This is a genomic window from Bacillus sp. 2205SS5-2 (assembly GCF_037024155.1).
Taxonomy (GTDB): domain Bacteria; phylum Bacillota; class Bacilli; order Bacillales; family Bacillaceae_K; genus Bacillus_CI.
Genome location: NZ_JAYKTS010000029.1, coordinates 20,143 through 39,794 on the forward strand (window position 1 = coordinate 20,143; position 19,652 = coordinate 39,794).

The 19,652-nt window shown below is 36.1% G+C and carries 15 protein-coding genes and 1 pseudogene; 4 read left to right on the forward strand and 12 right to left on the reverse strand.

Features of this window, described 5'->3' with window-relative positions; all coding sequences use genetic code 11:
* Window positions 1–701 precede the first annotated feature (701 nt).
* From U8D43_RS16665 to U8D43_RS16675, 3 genes are all read right to left on the reverse strand, one after another.
* Window positions 702–1,436, reverse strand: a complete 735-nt coding sequence (locus U8D43_RS16665; RefSeq protein WP_335872319.1) for a DUF2161 domain-containing phosphodiesterase — start codon at window positions 1,434–1,436, stop codon at window positions 702–704.
* A gap of 271 nt (window positions 1,437–1,707) precedes the next feature.
* On the reverse strand, window positions 1,708–2,274 hold the full coding sequence (locus U8D43_RS16670; protein ID WP_335872320.1) for a TetR/AcrR family transcriptional regulator: 567 nt from the start codon (window positions 2,272–2,274) through the stop codon (window positions 1,708–1,710).
* 13 nt (window positions 2,275–2,287) lie between these two features.
* A complete protein-coding gene (locus tag U8D43_RS16675; RefSeq protein ID WP_335872321.1) occupies window positions 2,288–3,004 on the reverse strand; it encodes an MBL fold metallo-hydrolase in 717 nt (238 codons plus the stop codon).
* A gap of 550 nt (window positions 3,005–3,554) precedes the next feature.
* On the opposite strand from U8D43_RS16675, the gene U8D43_RS16680 reads away from it, so the two are divergent.
* Window positions 3,555–4,184, forward strand: a complete 630-nt coding sequence (locus U8D43_RS16680; protein WP_335872339.1) for a 2OG-Fe(II) oxygenase — start codon at window positions 3,555–3,557, stop codon at window positions 4,182–4,184.
* 99 nt (window positions 4,185–4,283) lie between these two features.
* Here U8D43_RS16680 and htpX read toward each other — a convergent pair whose 3' ends face one another.
* Complete coding sequence (htpX, locus tag U8D43_RS16685) at window positions 4,284–5,165, reverse strand: protease HtpX (RefSeq protein ID WP_335872322.1); 882 nt, start codon at window positions 5,163–5,165, stop codon at window positions 4,284–4,286.
* Window positions 5,166–5,356: 191 nt separating this feature from the next.
* On the opposite strand from htpX, the gene U8D43_RS16690 reads away from it, so the two are divergent.
* Window positions 5,357–6,112, forward strand: coding sequence for a DUF1836 domain-containing protein (locus U8D43_RS16690; protein WP_335872323.1), 756 nt, complete (start codon window positions 5,357–5,359; stop codon window positions 6,110–6,112).
* 1,054 nt (window positions 6,113–7,166) lie between these two features.
* Here U8D43_RS16690 and U8D43_RS16695 read toward each other — a convergent pair.
* From U8D43_RS16695 to U8D43_RS16710, 4 genes are all read right to left on the reverse strand, one after another.
* Window positions 7,167–7,394 (reverse strand): hypothetical protein, encoded by a 228-nt coding sequence (locus U8D43_RS16695; RefSeq protein ID WP_335872324.1) that lies wholly within the window; start codon window positions 7,392–7,394, stop codon window positions 7,167–7,169.
* A gap of 79 nt (window positions 7,395–7,473) precedes the next feature.
* The gene (locus U8D43_RS16700) at window positions 7,474–8,235 is read right to left on the reverse strand and encodes a DUF2087 domain-containing protein (RefSeq protein ID WP_442893625.1); all 762 of its coding nucleotides are present in this window, start codon (window positions 8,233–8,235) and stop codon (window positions 7,474–7,476) included.
* A 1,434-nt stretch (window positions 8,236–9,669) separates the two neighbouring features.
* Window positions 9,670–10,794, reverse strand: a complete 1,125-nt coding sequence (locus U8D43_RS16705; protein ID WP_335872326.1) for a metallophosphoesterase — start codon at window positions 10,792–10,794, stop codon at window positions 9,670–9,672.
* Between the two features lie 91 nt (window positions 10,795–10,885).
* On the reverse strand, window positions 10,886–11,704 hold the full coding sequence (locus U8D43_RS16710; protein ID WP_335872328.1) for an oxidoreductase: 819 nt from the start codon (window positions 11,702–11,704) through the stop codon (window positions 10,886–10,888).
* Between the two features lie 184 nt (window positions 11,705–11,888).
* On the opposite strand from U8D43_RS16710, the gene U8D43_RS16715 reads away from it, so the two are divergent.
* On the forward strand, window positions 11,889–12,458 hold the full coding sequence (locus U8D43_RS16715) for a TetR/AcrR family transcriptional regulator (RefSeq protein ID WP_335872329.1): 570 nt from the start codon (window positions 11,889–11,891) through the stop codon (window positions 12,456–12,458).
* 443 nt (window positions 12,459–12,901) lie between these two features.
* On the opposite strand, the gene U8D43_RS16720 is transcribed toward U8D43_RS16715, so the two are convergent.
* Together U8D43_RS16720 and U8D43_RS16725 are read right to left on the reverse strand one after the other, a co-directional pair.
* Entirely contained in the window at window positions 12,902–13,609 is a 708-nt protein-coding gene (locus tag U8D43_RS16720) for a M48 family metallopeptidase (protein ID WP_335872330.1), read from the reverse strand.
* Window positions 13,610–13,613: 4 nt separating this feature from the next.
* Window positions 13,614–14,150, reverse strand: coding sequence for a YehS family protein (locus U8D43_RS16725; RefSeq protein ID WP_442893626.1), 537 nt, complete (start codon window positions 14,148–14,150; stop codon window positions 13,614–13,616).
* A 1,802-nt stretch (window positions 14,151–15,952) separates the two neighbouring features.
* Here U8D43_RS16725 and U8D43_RS16730 point away from each other — a divergent pair.
* Window positions 15,953–16,339, forward strand: coding sequence for a hypothetical protein (locus tag U8D43_RS16730; RefSeq protein WP_335872332.1), 387 nt, complete (start codon window positions 15,953–15,955; stop codon window positions 16,337–16,339).
* A gap of 272 nt (window positions 16,340–16,611) precedes the next feature.
* Here the strand turns inward: U8D43_RS16730 and U8D43_RS16735 are convergent.
* Window positions 16,612–17,929, reverse strand: a pseudogene (locus U8D43_RS16735) (IS1380 family transposase).
* Between the two features lie 789 nt (window positions 17,930–18,718).
* Window positions 18,719–19,597 carry a radical SAM/SPASM domain-containing protein gene (locus U8D43_RS16740; protein ID WP_335872333.1) on the reverse strand — a complete coding sequence of 293 codons (879 nt, stop codon included), beginning with the start codon at window positions 19,595–19,597 and terminating at the stop codon, window positions 18,719–18,721.
* Window positions 19,598–19,652: the final 55 nt, after the last annotated feature.

Consider the following 19,652-nt stretch of genomic DNA (forward strand, 5'->3'; position numbering starts at 1 on the left):
TAACAGCGGGGAATAGATTGGTAGTGAGAAGAGATTTAAGGGGTGATAATTAATCTCTCAATAAAATAGAGCATAACAAAAGCTCAGAGTGTTGTATCTCTGAGCTAGTCTCCTAGTAAGCTATCCGAAACATTTTCACTTTGGAAGCCAATGCTTCATTTTAAAAGAGGTACTAAAAACTCTACCCGAAAGATTACTTATCTTTGCGATAATCTGATCTTGCAAAATATCCTAATTCCCTATTTTGGGGATAAGATATCGTTTGTATAACATTCTCTTCATACCTAGGGTAATGATCTACGTTTCTAGATCATCTACTCAAATAAATATCTAAATAATACATAGGTTTATTTGATGAACGTTGAAAAGGTTTAACCTTCGCGCAAATTTTTTCTGCATTTTGTAGCCAGTTTTCATCTGAAGTTAATCCTCTTTGTGCTTTCAACGTGATATGTGGTTCTACTGCTAAATGATTAAACCAATTTTTTCTGGAAGCACATAATTCGTTCCATCCATTCTTCTGGAGACCGATTCCAATAATATACTCTATTTACACTCTTTTCTCCCCTCTTTCATTTTTATTCTGTTTTATATGTTTTTAGACATTTCAAATTCCCAACGGTTCTATTTGAATATGAGGATTCATTTGGACCAGAGTCATTCAAAGTCCAGAGAAAACGATTGAAAAAGCATTAACTTTCCTATTGATTTTGCTGCTCAACATCCTTCAATACTCCCTCATAATATTCAACCAGCTCTGAATAATTTTCTAACTCTTTTTTTCCTTGATCACTAATTTGATAGACACCTCTACTAATCCGTTCAAACCATTTATAATAGTTTTTTTGTAAGATTGATGAAGTTTTTTCGCCCGTTTTCATTTTTTTTAGTACTCTTGGTGACAAGGGTCCACGATTTTTAAGATAACAAGCAATTTGTATACAGTTTTCTTTATAGGCAGTCATTATTTTAATCTTGTTGCTCCCACCAATATTGTAATCTACACTTCGACCTTCAATTTCTTTGATGAGGCTTAATCTTTTCCGGTTGCTTTGTTTCATGCTTTTTTTTCGATTAAATGGTTCTGGGTGATAGACAAATTCTACTTTGGGATTTTTGCCGGTCAAGGCTACTGTAATCAAACCTAGCTCTAATCTTTTGAGTAAGTGACAAATATCATTCCACCGTTTTGAGCGAGTTCGCTTCGGTTTCGGAATCGCAATATAAACAAGATCTGTTAACCGTTGTCTTTTCGTTGCTTGTAGCAATAAATCAATGGTTAGGGAAAGCTTTAGCTCCACAATCACTAATTCATCATCCTTCACTGCTGTCACATCACAATCACACACTTCCCCGTTGACCACATAGTCTTGCTTTTGAAAATGTTGTTGGATGGGTTGATAAAGATCCACTTCACGATATTTTTTCTGACTCATATGTATATACCTTTCTAGTAAAAAATGATTTGAGTATTAGTATAAACTAAATGGTTGTTCCCTAACAGAACATATACTTGGTGTTTTAAGGCTTATTTCGTAAACATTCTGGCTCTTAGTCTAATTTTAGCTGGAATCTTTCAATTTGCTGTCAATACATCATAATAACAGACGAAAAGATGGCCGATACTGATCTTTTAGCAGTATTAATGCTGCAAGGAAAACAGAATTCTATTCATATTCCTTCATGTAGTCTTTTTAGATTGTAGCATCAAAGCCCCTTTTTCACTCCAACAAGAAACATTTCAATTAACAATTGAAAACTGTCATCTAATTCTAGCGGAAGACCAAAGGCTCCTTTTTGTTCAAGGGAGGCAAAACCGTGAAGAAGACTCCTTAAACCACGAACCATGTGAAGTGTTTGCTCCTCTCTAAGTTCTAAGTCTTCAAGTACATTTGTTACTAATTGAACGATTAAGTTAGCCGCTATAAGACCCGCTTTATTTTGAGAATCTGGCGCTTGAATCGTCGCTTCGTACAAGCCCGGATGCTTTCTAGAAAAGGCAATGTAAGCTTTTCCAAGAGCATGAACAGCTTCATCCTTTGAATATCCCTTTACTGCTTGGGACAGCTCTTCAAACAATAAGTTCATTCCGTAAAGAGACAACTCTTCTCGTAATCCCTTCAATCCATCGAAGTGATTATATAAAGAAGGCGAGCGAATGTTTAATTTCTTAGCTAGCGAAGAAAGCGTGATTGCTTCAAAACCGTTTTGATCGACTATCTCGATGGCATGGAGTAAAATGGTTTGCCATTCTAGCCCTATACGTGGTGACATATTCTAACTCCTTTTAAGATGATACCTTCATTGTTTTTTCTGCTTCAGAAATCGCCTTTTTCATAGATTGTAAAGGGGATTTCATCATATTTCCATGACCGACCGCGAGGAGAGTTGGCTCAATTAAAGCCAGTTTTTTTGCGCTGTTCACAGCGATCTCCTTATTCCAAGTGGCCATTGCTGGAAATGGAAAGAGTGGTTTTACTTTTCCTGAGACTGCCATACCACCTCTCGTCTGAAACGCGTCTCCTGCGATGAGAATTCCACTTCGTGTATCGTAAAAAGATATCGAGCCTGGTGTGTGTCCAGGTGAGGCAATGACTTTCAGTGACCCAATCATATCCCCGTCCTCAAGAAGAGTAGTTGGTACTGTGTAAATATTCTTCGGAACGCCGCCACGAACAGGGGTAGACGGTTCACTTGGATCAAGCGAACTGTCACCAGCAAGTAAACGGGCATCCCGTGCTGAAATCATCACCTCAACAGCTGGCAATAACTTTTTTATCGAATCCAGTGCACCAACATGATCAAAATGGGCATGAGTTAACACAATTCGCTTTATTGGCTTACCTATTTTCTTTGCTGCTTCAATAATACTCTTTGTACTATTTGGCAAGGCTGCATCAATTAAGGTTAGGCTCTCATCTTCTTCTAGTAAATAACAATTCACAGGAAACCAATTAGGCATAAACGATACCTGGTAGACAAATTCCTCTTTTAACAAACGCATAAACGCTTCCCCCTTTCAAAACTAACACCATTAGTTTTATATTAACTAACAGTGTTAGTTTATGCAAACAATTTTTTACTTGTTTGTTAAAACCTAGTTGTCAATTAATGTGTAACAGTCATTCTTAGCAGTCAATACTGCAAATATCGATTGCTTTCTGGCTTTGAAAGACACTTAAAGATCATCTTCATATTTCGAGTCCACTCAATAGAGAATTCTATTTATTCACACCCTACTCTTACACCTATCTGCCAAGCAATTATCATAAATAGAATTAGAGTCTAGTAAGAACTAAATACTAAAATAAGAATAGTATTAATTTTGGTCGAGTGATATGATTGTTATAAAAAATGAAGCTAACCTACTCTTATCATAGTAAATGTTTACCTTCATTTTTTTGCCAGTAACTACTTACTCCAATCCAGATAGAACGTATTGAGGTTGAGCGTTTTTGAAAAGAGTAAACTCTCTTTCTGCTCCCCTACCTCTCTTTTGTTTTTTCTAAATTTTCACAAAATACGAATAAGGTTGATGACAATTGACAGCAAAAATGAAAGAACTAACTATTTTTAATCACATTGGAAATAAAATCACTACCGAAGATAAAGAAATTAACATCATTGCTAAAATGGAAGAACCACTTGTCGTAGTTTTAGGAAATGTTTTAAGTCATGAAGAATGCGACGAGCTCATTCGATTGTCAAAAGATCGCATAAAACGTTCAAAAATCGGCTCTGAGCGTGAAGTAAATGGGTTGAGAACAAGTAGTAGTATTTTTTTGCCTCAAGATGATGGGGGTGTCGTGACGAAAATCGAAAAACGACTCGCACAAATCATGTGCATTCCGACTGAACATGGAGAAGGTCTTCAAGTTCTAAATTATCAAATTGGGCAAGAGTATAAAGCACATTTTGATTTCTTTTCATCCTCAAAGAAAAAGGTGAATAACCCTCGAATTAGCACGCTTGTTTTGTATTTGAATGATGTCGAACAAGGTGGAGAAACTTATTTTCCAAGCCTAAATTTTTCAGTATCTCCTCAAAAAGGGATGGCTGTTTATTTCGAATACTTCTATGAGGATCACGCTTTAAACGAACTAACTTTACATGGTGGAGCACCCGTCATTGCTGGAAATAAATGGGCAGCCACACAGTGGATGAGAAGACAAAAAATCCAATAATGCGTATTCAGATACCTTGTCTCTAAAAGCATAGGAAACACAACAAAAAAAGCCTGCCCCTTTTCACGCAACTTGAGTAGCGTATGGGACAGGTCTTTTTTATTTTGCTTCTAAACGACTAATTCGATCATCTAAATCTGGATGTGTAGAGAACATAGACGACTTTCTTCTATTATTAATTTTCAATGTCGCAATAGCTACCTGCTCCTCGCCTTTCATCCGATTGGAATAGGTTTTTAGCATTTGTAAAGCATGAACCATCTTATCCTTACCAGCTAAGTCTGCCCCACCTCGGTCAGCGTGGTACTCACGGTGACGGGAGTACGCAAAGACGACCAAGCTTCCCAAAATTGAGAAAACGATTTGGAATACGATGACCGCAATAAAATGCACAATTGTTGCCATTTCTTCTTTAACAAAGCGTGAAGCAATCCACGCTGCAATTCTTGCTAGGAAGACAACAAAGGTATTGACGACCCCTTGCAGCAATGTCATTGTCACCATATCTCCATTGGCAATATGCGCAACCTCATGGGCAATTACCCCTTCAACTGCATCATCATCCATTTCTCGAAGTAACCCAAGTGAAACGGCCACTAGAGAACGCTTCTTCGAAGGACCTGTTGCAAATGCATTCACTTCCGGAGACTGGTAGATTCCAACCTCAGGCATATGTGTTAAACCAGCTGCTCGTGATAAACGGTGAACTTTCTCCACTACTGACTGCTCCTCATAAGACAAAGCCCCATTAGGATCAATCACACGTACACCCATCATTTTTTTCGCCATCCACCGAGACATAGCTAAGGAAATGAATGATCCTGAAAAACCAATAATGGCACTAAAAATTAACAATGCGCCAAGATCAATTCCGCCTTGAGGATTAATATAGTTACCCGCATCAGTAATTGAAAAAATAAGACTAATCGTTAGTAATACTAACACGTTTGTTAATAGAAAATAAAATATCCGCTTGCCCATGTTGACTCCTCACTCCTATTTCAAGTTCATATGAACCTGTATTTGAATCTATTATACCTACTATTGATCAAAATATCAAGAATAAAGACTATTAATTCAATTTTATATGCTGAATTGACGTGACCTTAACGAACCATTAATATAAAATTAGAAATGGTGAAAGACTCAGAAACTAGACGGGGATGATGATAGTGGAAACATATAAATTGACGCGAAAAAATTTGGCCGACTTGCTTTTATCACTTAAATACAGATCGAACCACACTCCTCATATAGTGTTAGAAGAGGTCTGGGCCACAACTCATTTAACCGAAGAAAATAACGAACAAACATTTCCTTCCGTCCTTTCAACAAATATACCTCCCATCATAAAAAAGATCATTAAAACCACTAAAGCAGAAATCGGTTTCTCCCTAAATGAAATCGTCTCCCTTGGAAACCTTGTGGAATTCACTAGTTTCTCCCAAAGCACCGTGCAAAACTGGGTCAAGCGTGACGTGAAGGGACTAATTGGCTCTCCACAGTTAGGGAAAAAATATACCATCGAACAAACCGCTATGCTGTTTATCGTCGAAGATCTGAAAGCAACATTAGATTTTGAATCCATCCGAAAAATCTTAACCCTTGTTTTCAATGATATTGATGACTCAACAGATGATATAGTTAATCCAACTGATTTATATGCTGCATATTCATCGGTATTTGATAAAATTCATCATCTTTCATTTCCAAGATTAAAGGACTTTCCTTTAGGACCGGTTAATGAGATGATCCTTCATTTTATTAAAGAGGAATGCCAGAACCTATTAGCTAGTTTTGAAGGAGTATTAGAAGAAGATCTAATCATTGTATTAAATGTGTTGATCCTATCTGTTTCCTCTGTTCAAGCGACTTATTATCAATCCGCAACTAAGAAATATGTCGAGAGTGCTGTTTTAGAAAAGTAGACCATGGGGACGTTCCCCATGGTCTACTTTTCGCCTAAAAAGGTAAACTCCTAAGTTAGATTTCCATTAATCCACCCACGCTGTTCCTCAGAATTCTGTTTTTTTATAACCAGATGTTATCACCGAATTCTTTATTTCACTAAGTCTATGCGGCCTATTTAAAAAGGAAATTCATGTTGTTTTTGCATATCGAAATAATGTTTCTTAGCTAAAACACTTTGTATATCCTTGTCAAAATCAGAACATATACCTTTATTTGAATCCTTTCTCCTTTTGCAAAATCAACCTTTTCAGCATTAAACAAACCTTGTTCGGATTAATAAGTAAATGGAGTAATTTTAACGTAGAGGATAAACAAGGTGAATACCCTTCTCATTTTTTTGAGAATCATAATACCAGTAGTTATGATCTACACCGTGAATACAAAGAATCCTTTTATGTTTTGAAATTGCATTTTTCACTCGTGCTGTCAAAATAGAAGGCTGTTTTCGCAAAGATTGTGGCTTTTCGAATAGGAATATATCCCCTGATTTGTATGACTTCGTGCTCTTTTCCTAATGAAAAATTATCCATTTTTAGATAAAAAATAAGAAATCCGCCAAAAAAACATTACTGCCTGTTTTTTCTTAGTGCCAATAGCAACAAAGTATACGAAAAACTTGATGGCAACGCTCACGTCACGCCGTCACCGCCTATCATGATAAAAAGTAATTTCAACCCCAATAATGGTATAAACCCGATATGTTTGGAGCAAACTTCCTAATTTGGCGATACCTAAATATGCCTTTTTTCATAAAAAAGCTTAATAAAATGACGAGCATTCCAATTTATGTTTTCTACTTCGGGATTTACAGTCTATAACCAATTATATTTCTCTTTGGTGATCTGGTCATATTCTTTGGAGTTAAAGGGTACTTCTCTATTATTCCAAGTTTCCAATTGTCTATTTATCCAAATTGATAACTCCTCTTCCAATTCTAGTTGCTTTTCATCATCAAATTCATCAAATCGCCCTCTAAAAACATCGAACTCAAACCAATTAACTGGAACAAACTTAATATTTTTTCTTCGCATAATGGAAACATAAGTTTTGGGTCTCTCCCCAAATTCCTTTATGCTTCCCACCTCTGAGATAATGCTCCCAACTGTCAGGGTGAACCTCTCCACAAATTACATCAGGCTTAAACTCATTAATTAACTCTCCAACCAAAGATAACAGAAACTGGTACTTTCTCTGCCAATTTTCATCATGAGTCATCCCCAGATTTCCAACAGTTGTCATCAATTTTGACCTCCTAATTTAGTAGATCATCCTCTCAAATGATAGAAGACCAAGGAATGCTCCTTGGCCTTCCCTATATTTAACTTGTAAGCCAATATCTGCTACAGTCTCGATCCCTTTGCATGAAACCATATTGAATAAAATAACGACGAATCGTAACAAAATCATCAAAGGTGTCTTTGATCACTTCATTTACCTCTTTCTCCGTATACTCCTTGTTTAAATCAAACCGTTTTAATATGTGCTGGAGGATAACGATTTTTCGCTTCTCTTTACTGGGAAGCTGACTTAAGCGTCCATCAAGACCCTCTTTGAAATATGTGCTTAGTACTTTTTCTCTTTCCTGGTTTGTAATAGCATACCTCTCATCTACCATAGTTGCCCCCTTATGAATCGCAATGAGTTGCTCCTCTTGATTCTTCTTCTCTTGTGTATCATCGTTTGCTAATAACTCCATAATTGCGAGAAATACTTTTGCTTGTTTCTCTTTTTCCTTGAGCTTAAACCGATGTGTACGAATAGTCGATGTGCTACCTGCCTCTAGCTCATTCACAATCTCTTTGTCTGAAAACCCTTCCTTAAATCGTCTCAGTAACTCTTTTTGCAAATTTGTAAGACCGGTATACTTTTTATTCATATTTAGTAAATAGTCAAACATCGATCCATGCATGTTTTTCACATGATTTTCCACCGCGAGCTCAGCTTCATATAACACTCCCTCTGAGGGATAAATAATGCCCTTTTGATACATTTCATTGCAAACAATGCAGTGGAATGTATCATTATTCCTCACGGTAACATACCCTTTTTTTAAATCTTCAATCGAAGCTGTCCAAAACATATCTTCCTCAGACAATCCATCACTTCCTAACTATTAAAAATATAGACGAGATTTAATATCGTCTACTATATATAAAACATTTTATCATATTGTTTATTTTTATTCAATAATTAAATTCTGAATAATGAAATATATGAGCATCATTATAGGTTAGATTTCAATAATACTTCTTGTTTAACAAAGCTGTTTTCGCTAAGTTTGTTGCTTTTCGCACCGGTCTATAAACGTTAATATAGCTTTGTTTCGGGCATCATTTACGAAATGAGGAAGTGGCTGCCCTGCGGCGTCAGGCAAATGAAGAACTTGGAGGTGATGCCTGCATCGCTGGAGGGTTATTCATTTGACCCCGAGCCGCAAGCCACTGCAGCTAGATCCGTCTATTTTTAATGGAAATCAACAATGAAATGGGTGATTTAATCAAAAATCAGATGAAATAGCCCCAATGTATACGAAAAGAGCCTTATATAAATCATCCGCTATATGGAGAATTCCATCTAAAATTAGACTAAATAGCAATCATGTATCCGCAAAGATCCTTTAGCAAAGAAGATAATGAAGCGCAGTTTCTCTACTTTCAAGACATTGGATTGAAACACTCAAAGCTTTAAATGATAAAAATTAAAATTCGTGATATTAGATAAAAATTAGAATTGCTGAATTAAAAAAGCAGAAGGTAAAACTGAAATTATTCAAGAATTTATTAGTTTTAGTTACATTAGTGTTAATAATCGTATGGGGTTGTTCAGGTGGTATGGAAAATGAAGAGTAAAAGGTAGTCGTTCAAAAACGTATTGGGGATGAAAAAAACAGGAAGATTCTATAGAATTTTCAATTAATAAACAAGTGAAAGAAGTAAATAGGATACTAGCGGAAGCGAAATGGACTAAAAAAGTGCAAAAAAACTGGGAATGACATTTCTCATTCCCAGTTATATACTTCCAATACTTAATGATCCGATTTGAATCATTTTAGATTTATTAATTTCCATAACCAACACACCAATCATATTTTTGATTAAATCTTCCCTTTCACTGTTGAATTCCTTCAAAAACAGACGAAATTTCGCCTGAAATAAAGCTATATCATAGATGATAAACTGATTCGAAAAGCCACTATCTTTGCGAAAACAGCCTTATTTTATAACATTAATAGAAAATTGGGTGTGAATACCAGTTGGCATTTTATGAACAATCCTTCCATGTTTGTACAGAAATATGTTTGGAGGAAAGGTTTTAAAATTCTCGGTAAAATTCCCACTAAATCCTTTCCCTAATAATTACAATAAAGAGTTTGAACCTCCATGCTTTCCAATCGGTTTATGTTAACTAATGTCTCTCTCCTCCATCATCACTTAATGCTTCTAATTCATCAGAAAACAACAAATTAAAAATAAGGGTAGCATCAGGAATTTATGGTGCATAGGGTCCCCTCTATTTAGCTTTGGTTCTCAGAAAACGTCACATCTACTTGCACAATTTCTGAGCGGCTTCCTATTCGCAATGGTGGCCCCCAGAATCCATATCCGGAAGACACGAACGCATGAAGTTGCGCTTTTTTTACATAACCCCAATCCAGTTCAAATAGTCTTTTCGTGATAAGGTGGTTAGGGGCCATTTGCCCTCGGTGCGTATGGCCTGAAAACGAGATGTCGACGAACGCATCACACGCTTCTTGGAGCTCAGATGGCTGATGGTCCATTGATATGATAGGGTATTCTCTATTCAGAGAAGCTGTTAAATCCTGATAGGACATGCGATTTCGATCGGTTTTATCTTTTCTTCCTAATAAATAAAATCGATTGTCTAAAAGAAGACTTTCATCTGTCAAAATCGGAATGCCTACACGCTTCATTTCTTCCCTATACTCCTGAATTTGCCCTCCATAATATTCGTGATTTCCTAATACCCCAAAAACGCCCAAGGGAGCATGTAAATTGGATAAAATTTCACCCATTTTTTTATCTGTAAAAGGATCCAGCTCATCATCGATTACATCTCCTGCAAGCAAAATCAGGTCAGGGCTCGTTTGATTCACTTCCCTAATCAACCTTTTTGCATGAGATACTCCTGATAGTCGACCGAAATGCATATCCGATGCCATTGTAATCCGAAGGGATTCTTTCCCCTCTACTATTTTAGGAATACTAATCTTGTATTCTCTCACTACCGGGCTATAGGCGTTGTATAGACCCCAGGTAAAAAGGATAAACAATAAGATCGTTGTAACATGCCCAGTCCAAAGAATGGATTCACTTTGAGACACCCCTGCCAGTCGAGCTAGCCATACGCTCCCATTAGCAAATGGAAATAATACGAACGCATACTGAAAAAAACCGAACATCAATGAGCCAATATTCCGAAGAAAAGATAAGGAAGAAGTAAATCTACCTATTAAGTAAGAGTAAGATAGTAAAAAGAAAACCAACCAAAAAACCATTGGTGTATACCAAGGCATAAGTGTGCTGAAGTAGACCGACACATTCCAGCCTAAATAAAATAAAAACCCATTAAATATGAGTAACGTAAGTAGAATTCTAAAAATCATTGATACTTTTCCCATAATCATTCCCCTTCAATTAAAACAGAAGGACTAGGTAACTGTCCCTCCATACACAAGACGCAACATCCATGTCCTTCTACCTGTGTTTCGTTTATATTCCAAGCATGCGATGAAACACACGGTCAAACATTCGATCCGATAATATGCGTCTAAGAAACATGTAAGATTTGGCATACTTACCTGCTGCATATCTTGTCTTTGGTTTTTTCGAATGGATCGATTTTAAAACTGTTTGTGCGATAACATTTGGTGAGGAAGCCCCCCCCATTTTTTTGCTCATTTTAATGAATGAATTGGTTATTTTTGCATATGCTGTATGTCCAGAAGTTTGCTCTAGCTGATTTAACATAATGCCTGTCCATTCACTATCAATACTACCAGGTTCGATAATTACCACATCAATACCAAATTGAGCTACTTCTAAGCGAAGGCAATCGGAAAACCCTTCTAAAGCGTGCTTTGTCGCATGATACCATGCGCCCATTGGTGTATAGATTTTTCCGCCCATAGAGGAATTATTGATGATTTTTCCATATTTTTGTTTTCTCATATGAGGTAACACCAATTGGGTTAATCGACTTAGTCCAAAGAGATTCACTTCAAATTGCCTTCTAGCTTCCTCAATCGACACATCTTCTACTGCTCCATAGGAACCATATCCCGCATTATTAAACAAAATATCAATCCTACCTTGTTCCTTGATAATGCTTTCAACACCATCCACCATCGATTGATCTTTGGTCACATCCATCGCCATAATCTTGGCTCCTTTTTCTGCTAGATCCTTCATATTCTCCACTCTTCTTGCCGCACCGTAGACAATATATCCTTCTTTTAAAAGTAATTCAGCGGTTGCTTTTCCCATTCCAGATGATGCACCGGTAATTAGAACGACTCTTTTATGATTCACACAAAATTCCTCCTGTTATCTATAGATAATTTCTATTCTTGTATAGGTCACACCTGTATAACAATACACACTTGTGTCACTTGTATATTTCCATTATAATAAGCCAGTAAACCTTAGGTCAATAGAATGGATACAAGTGATACATATTCGTCTGAATGGGACATTTGCAGAAAGGAGAGAAACGATGTCTTCTGAAAAAAGTTCAAATCCGATCTCACTTCGGTCACGAAGATGGATCATCGAGGCCTTGTTGGAATTAATGGAGGAAAAATCATATCAAAAAATTTCCATTAAGGAGATCACCGAACGTGCGGGTTTGGTAAGAAAAACATTTTATCGTAATTTTCAATCAAAAGAGGAGATTTTACAGGAATATATTAATGAGTTAGTAAAGGAAGTTGAACAACAGTTCGATAATGAAGCAGAACTAACCCCTTATTTCATGGCAGAAATATACTTTTTGTTTTGGCAGGAACATATTCATTTTCTCAAACTCCTACAAAAGAATGATTTGTTTGTCATACTTCTTAAACACCTTGATGATTACCTACCTAAGATGAAAAGTAAATACAAAGCCGAGTTAATCTCTGACTATAATGATACCTATCTCCACTATTATACTTCCTTCAATTCTGCGGGCATTTGGCATATTTTAGAGAAGTGGATCGGTAGAGGAAACCAAGAATCCCCGCAACAAATGGCCCAATTGTATTCAGATATCATTCTCAATCACCCACATATGAAAAAGCAATAAGGAAAACATAAAAAAACTCAGCCTTATTAACGAATAGTTATCTTTAAATAAGGCTGTTTTCGTCTGCTTTGTTGCCTCAGCACAAAAAAGGCTGTAAGGTTTTTTCGACTGATTTCATACTTTTTATCTAGAAATGGAGAAGTTTTCATGAGGAAAAGAGCAAGAAGTCATACAAATCAGGGGATATATTCCTATTCGAAAATCCACAATCTTTGCGACAACCCCCTTTTCAATAAACTAAAATAAAATTTGAAAAAGATTGATCATATTTTTGGTATCTATTGTGAGGGAAACGAAAAGCTGACTACAAGCTTTATTCTGCCATGGATCTTCGACTAGTAGCCAAAAATGAAGTATTTTAAGAATACACGAAAGTCCTCATTTTTTGCCAAATCAGCCGTAACTCTATGGAAAAGGAAGCATACCGACCATAAGTATGCTTCCTAAACAGTCATTTTCCAACTCGATAAAGCTAACCAGTTTTCCATTTCCTTATATTTCGGCATGATCTTGCCAACAAGGCGCCAAAAGGAACGATCGTGATTCAGATGGACCATATGACACATTTCATGAACAACAACATAGTCAATAACTTCCTGCGGAGCCATCGCTAACTTCCAGTTAAAGGTTAGCTGAAGCTTTGAATCGCATGTTCCCCAGGTCCTTTGACTATCAGAAATACGAATTGAACGTGGTTTAGTTTTAAAATGGTTTCGATAAAACTGGGTTCTTTTCTCGACTATGGCTTTACATTGGCGATAATAAAATCGTTTTAATGCCTGTTTTATGTTTTCATCCTCCAGTAGCTTCACATAAATATATAAAGTCTTTCCGTCAAACTCGACATGATCTTGCTTGATATCTAGCTCTTGGATGATCTGGATAGGATACGAGTTTCCCAAATAAAGAAAACTTTCCCCATGATCATAGACCTTCTTCTTTTGCCCCATCGTTCTGTCTTTCATTTCTTTTGAATGTTGCTGAATCCAATCCCACCTTGCTTCGATAACTTTTAGGACTCTTTCATTAGAAGTCCCTTTTGGAGCTTTAACTTCAATATTTGCATATAAATCAATAGAAATTTCGATTGATTTCTGATTTTTGTATTGTATCGTAAAGCTAATTTCTGTACCTTCATAAGTATGAATCATGGCCTTATCCTCTATATTTAATGGCTAACCCTTTTAAGAAATTCCTTGCGTATCTGTCCCCGCACTCCTGATAATTTTTATGTCCAACTCTTCTCAATAATGCGCCTAATTCACCATTTCGGATAAACACACCTGCATCTTCTAATATATCAAGCATATCATCACTAGTTAACGAAAGAGCGATCTTTAATTTTTTCAACATGATATTATTGATACTTTCATTGACATACAACATCACCGGCTTGTCAGATTGTCCAGGTTTTGGTTCTTGTCTTCCCCTTTTAAAAATGATAAAGCCATTAAAAAATGACTCTAACATGCGGTCATTCAAGGTTTCATCTTCGTAGAAATCATCATCATTATCATCACTCTTATTTGATTTTTTAAGTATCTCTAGAACTTCTTCTTTTGTTACATCAATGCCACCTAGTTTGAAAATTTCAACCATATCAGTGTTTTTAATATCTAAGGCATATCTTAATCGAATTAATCTATCTTTATTATTCAATTTATTTCCTCCTAATTCATTTCCCAATTCCATAGCTGCTCGTTTAAAACTGTATAATAACCCGTTTAGCATTCATTATACCACTTGGTCGACTTATCTTAGTGGATAGTCCATGACTATCAAGTGCCTTTCATACAGTCTGAAATTATTTTGCATCACCGCATTATCCCGCTTATTCTTAAAGGTGGTTTCATAGTTTATCATAAAAAATATCCTTAAAAAATAACGTAAGATCACCGATTGCTCCTATATAAAAAAAGACAAAATAATAACTAGCTTTTGTAATTTCTTCATTGAAAAGTTCTTTAAATGCACGAATAAATAGATGGTCAATCTTAAACCAGCTTAGAATCCAGGCAATTAATAGAAAGCAAACGATGGTTATTATATATACCTCCAGTCCCTCTAAACAATAATTTCTCTAAAAATAGGTATTTTAACCCAAATGGGGTAATCAATAAAATTAGGACTGGTACTAAAAATCGATACTTTTTTGCGATTTGCCCTCAATGAAATCAATTTTCACCTATTCTCTCTTTACAATTACCACTTTAATAATCTAGACCTGTTACGGAAGTAATGTAACTTTCATATTAACATACCCATCAACAGTTGTACTGACAACAATTAAACTAGCTTCTGAAGATCAGTGATTTCCATTATTATATAAGGTTATTCCCTCAAAAATTGTGTCTTTTCGATATATATTAAGAAAGAATTCGGAACTCACTTTCATCTATTTCTGAACGAATTTAGTGACAAAATGATGGATTCTATTAATAATTATTTTTTTAAGCAACAATATAAACGTAAGGCTCTTTTGGTATACATTGTTGCTATTGGCACAAATAAAAAAACAGGCAGTAAGGTTTTTCCGACTGATTTCTTATTTTTTTCTAGAAATGGAGAATATCCATCAGGAACAAAGCACGAAGTCATACAAATCAGAGGATGTAGTCCTATTCGAAAACCCACATCTTTGCAAAAACAGTCAAACGAAAAGAGGCTTAAATTCCCATGATTTACCTGCACCTCGCAACAAATAAATAATTAGATACCGGGACTCAAACTGCTACTCCTAGAGTGGTTTTGGCTAATTTCATTCCTTTAACCGAATAACTTTTTTGGATAGTATTTTAATGAGTTCTTCAATATAAAGTCCGATTGCTAATAAAAAACAACTTCATTAACACGCGGATGGTCTTCAGTTATTGCAAATTTGATATCAACAATTGCGCAAGTAGCAAATGCGACAAGAATTTTTCTTTCTAAATATACTAATTCCATACTTTTCAGAAAAATACAATTCACAGCCTTCACTTTAATAAAGAACCCGGAAAATGATAAACGGGTTTTCTTAAGAGGGTTTGAGCAACCACAAGCTCATTCTGTTATGATTTTATTTGGAGTTAGTTAGTTTTATTAAATGTAAAAGGAGTAATTTAATGTGAAAAAATAATCATTGGGACCGCTGGTATACTGGTAGCTGGTATATTCATAGGCACCTTTTTTATTGAAATACTCTCCCACATTCCCCCATCAAGTTCGGAAAAAGCTATTGAAAAACAAGATACTCAAGATTCATCTCAACCTCTCACACGGCAACCAATTTATGAAAATAATTCTATTGGATACTTGCTTCAAAATGACCAACTGCAAATCACTTATAATAAAGGAAGCAATTGGATAAATGCTCCCATTGAAAAAGTGAAATTGTTTGAAGGGGAATATACCGGAAACGAGCAAGAACTTATTCTTATGTGATCAACATTTTAATAGTTTTGTGCATGGTTTTCACCATATTAACATTCTTCAATATCACTAAAAAATGGAAAATGTTCTTTTCAATTATCACAGTGGTCCTAACCCTCCTTCATTCAGGTTTGATGATTAACCGTAGCTATAAAATTAAACAGATTGTTAACATTTCGCCATACCTAAAAAATCTATTAGTCATAAAGGAAAATAGTGACACTGGTCAGGCAATATATTATAGAACTGATTATGGTTTTTTAGCTCGCCCAAAGGAAGACCTACCTTATAAGACAAGTGGCGATTTCAAGGTAAAATGGGTAGAGGAAGACATAGCAGCCGTAACCTACAAAGCTACTGACAACACCATCCATCTATACATTGGTACATATGGTGACCGGAATAGGGGGGCATATACCTATGTCAGACCATCTCTCCAAGGACAATGGATGGGGAAAATGTACAAGTGATTAGTACTTCATAAGGGATTACTACTGACCATAATGGAGAAATTGATTGTTATAACTGGGACAATATTGTTCAATTTGGGACAATAGCTATTATTTTGATGAAAAACAACGATTCTGATTGGACGATAGCTTTAAAGAAAAATTTCAAAAGTAACTCAATTGAACCTGTACCACCCTCTCGTGAAATAACCTTATATAAAATTAGTCGGATTTTGGGCAGACGTCCCCCTTGGTTCAATCTAGAATTTTCAAAAAGGGGTTCCCCTGAAAATTCACTCTAACTTTATGCTTTGAATTCGCCGAAGTACGTTCCAAAAGAATTTCTGGTACACAAAACTGGAAGATAATTTAAAATAAAGGGACCTTCCTGATTTAACTAGTTTGCTAGCGACTTTAATCATTTTTGTGCGGATAGTTTCAATTTGCATGCTCTTTTTTTCTTCTGGAAAACAAAGGGTTCGCAACCAATTCGTTAGGTTATAAGCTAGAAGAGTGAACATCATTCTTACTTCATTCACTTGAAAGGAATGACTATTCATTTTATCGAAACCAAATCCGTTTTTGGCTTCCTTTATATAGTTTTCCATCGTTCCTCTTTTTTGGTACGTTTGGACGATATCCTTGGGTGAGAAGGCAGCTACTAGATTGGTCACAATGAAGGAATGATTAAAAAACAGTTCACCTTTAGGACGAACGGATTTGATGATTACTTTTCTAGGTTTTGTCCAAGATGCTGCCTGATACATCGTTTCTTCATAATAACATTCCGTCTCCATTGCATTAGAAGGGCTTGTAGATGGGTGGAGTTCATTGGCTATTTTTTGTAGGTTTGCATTAGATTTGAGTCGAATTACGTAGAAAACGGATTCTTTTTCGCACAACTCATACAGGGCTGGAACCGCAATTCCACTATCCCCACGAAGAAATGGTGTCGTCTCTGGGAACTTTTCGTTGTAATATTCAATAAGAGGTTGGATAAATTCCACAACTCCATTAGAAGTATAAACATTCCCTGGTCTTAGCTTGGCTTTCAAAAAATCGCCAGTACCCCCATCAAAAGCGACTAATGGATGGAAACCAATCGTCCCATAGTGACCATTGTAAGCTGAAGACTCTTGATTTCCATAGGTATCGGAATGAGTAGAATCCAAATCAATTAGGAGTGATTTGGACTCTCGGAATCGATGAATTTTGTCAAGAAGCTCTTGGTTCGCTTGATTTAATTGTTCGGTGGATTTGGCATCAAAACGCCTGAAAAAACGAGACAAGCTAGGTTGAGAAGCCAAAGCATCTGTACCAATGATTTGTGTAAAAACAGGATCGGTCGTCAAGTGATCCGCAGCGTCATCTTGAAAATACCCTGCGATCTATTGATACATCTTTTGAGGAAGCAACTGTTCATTCGAATGGACATAGTATCTTCTGTTGTCCTTTAGTTTTAGATGATGAGCCACTGTTTTGGAGAAACCTATTTTTTTCATCAAATTCTCTAATAAGAAGTTCACCTGTGTCAGAGGAAAGAGAACCTCCTTGATCTGATAATTTAATCCTAGGGTTGAAATCCAGTGATATTTGGGGTAAAGTAGCCATGAAAAGAATCCTTTCTGTTGGTTATTTGGTCGTACTTATACCCTATCAGAAACGGATTCTTTTTTCATTTATTTCATGCATGTATGATCTAAAAGAAAGCCTGTTAGATATGCGTTTGTAGCTATTATTAAAAATTCTATGAATAATTCAGGATGAAATTATGTCCAACTTCATCTTTAATGTAGGCTCTTTTCTTTACATTGTTTCTATTTAGTCTAATTATTGAAATATTCACTCTTTGAAATGTTGATTCCCTTTCAAAACAGACGAAAAGATGTACCGAAACAAGGCAATATCATCGTTTAAAGTCTGATTCAAAAAGCAAAAAAGTTTGCCAAAACAGCTTTAGTGGAATAAAAGCCCTCATTAACATGAAACACCGGTTGGTCAAGGATTTTTAATCCTACTAGACACTAACTCAGCACTAGAGGTGATTTGAGTTTCGGAGGAGCTACTGAACAGCCGCCTAGGTATTACATGAAATTAAATTGATAGCTAAATTCATCTGAATAGTTTTCGTAGTGACGTGGAGATACCCCTACAAGTTGCCTCCAACAAGTAGATTCATGTTTTAGGTAACAGTATGCAGTTAGTGGCAATGAATATTTTAGGATCAGGTGTTTCGCTCGGGAGATTCTATCCCTCGCTTTTCAAAAAATAATAGGAAGGATCATTATAAAAAAGTACGGGAATCAACTAGTAGATTCCCGTACTTTTCCACGGTAACACCAATCCAACTTGAATATTAAAACAGAGAAGCCTACCCTATCTTATTGCGGATTTACCTGTTTATTTTCCAAACCGTTTTCGATACCCGCATTTTCTACATAGCTCTTCGACTGCCACTCTTTGAGAAAAGCCATCAACGAGCTTCTGGGCACGCTCACCCTCGATAATATCAGAAAAAGAGGTATCATTAATATTGCCAAGGCTGATTACTCCCTCTCCATCTAAACAGCAAGGAATCACGGTTCCATTGGCTAAAATACCTGCCTGATTTCGAAGACCATAACAAAAGCCCTTTCCATCATCCTCTTCTTCATGTAGCGCTGGCCACTGAAACTCAGAATCTTGATTGATAAAGATACGTTCGGCAATTTTTACGCCACTTCCTGGGCTAACCTTTTCTTCAATTTTGAAAGGTAAATCAAAATCCTTCTCAATGATTTCTAACAGTTGCCGATTTCGTTGTTTGTCAATATTCGTCATATTGTCCTGTGTCAAATTCCATAACCTCAGTGAAACTATTAGGTCTGATTGACTCGTAGCTTCTTTGATAAAAGAAAGAACGCTTTTCACATAGCCCTCTTTATCTGTAGAACCCGGATGTCCATCAAAACTATGAAGTGAAAAATTCATTTGTCTTATTGCAGGTTTATTCAGTAATCTTTGCTTCTTCTTATTAATTAAAGTTCCATTCGTTGTAATATTAACTTTAAACCCTTTTTCATGACTAATGTTTAACAGTTGATCTATTTTAGGGTGTAGTAAGGGCTCACCTTTCACATGTAAGTAAATAAAATCTGTATATGGTTTAATTTGATCTAACCTCAGAGAAAAGTCCTCCAAGGAGATAAATTGTTTCTGCCTTTCTGTTGGGGGGCAAAAGCTGCATGCAAGATTACAAACACTGGTAACCTCAACGTAAAATTTCTTAAACTTTTTCAACCGCGCTTCCTCTCTTCTTTCGCTACTTAGAGCAGCATAAATCATTGTTCTTTTT